The sequence below is a fragment of the Bacteroides sp. HMSC067B03 genome, from assembly GCF_001811315.1.
Classification (GTDB): Bacteria; Bacteroidota; Bacteroidia; order Bacteroidales; family Bacteroidaceae; genus Bacteroides; species Bacteroides faecis.
In genome coordinates, this window is sequence record NZ_KV804253.1 from 1 (window position 1) to 440 (window position 440).

The window sequence follows — 440 nt, forward strand, 5'->3', positions numbered from 1 at the left end:
TTAATCAGTATGCATAACAATCTGAATAATGTTCAAATCATGGAGGAATACAACAAAGTGGCTTCCCTGATGGATTGGAAACCGATTGACAGCCCTACCACTGTTGAGAACTGGAGACAAAAATTTGCTCTCACAACAATGGCGGGAAACAAGGGGGACAAAGCCCTGAAAAACACACGCATGAAACAGATACACCGCGAAGCCCCGACACAAGCACTTACTTACTGGACGCTGGACGGATGGGATGCGGAACTGTTCTATCAGAAAAAGACTCCCAAAACGGTAAAGAAAAACGGTGAGGAAAAGAGATATATGTACACCACTTATACCAACCGGAAAACGATGGTAGTCGTACTTGACGCATGTGAAAAATATCCGGTCGGATACGCCATTGGTGATCATGAGTCACCCGCGCTTATCCGTGAAGCATTACGAAACGC

General features: G+C 45.2%; 1 pseudogene. It reads left to right on the plus strand.

Going from position 1 to position 440, the window contains the following annotated elements:
* Positions 1-9 precede the first annotated feature (9 nt).
* A pseudogene (locus HMPREF2794_RS01445) lies at positions 10-440 on the plus strand (hypothetical protein); the annotation flags it as partial.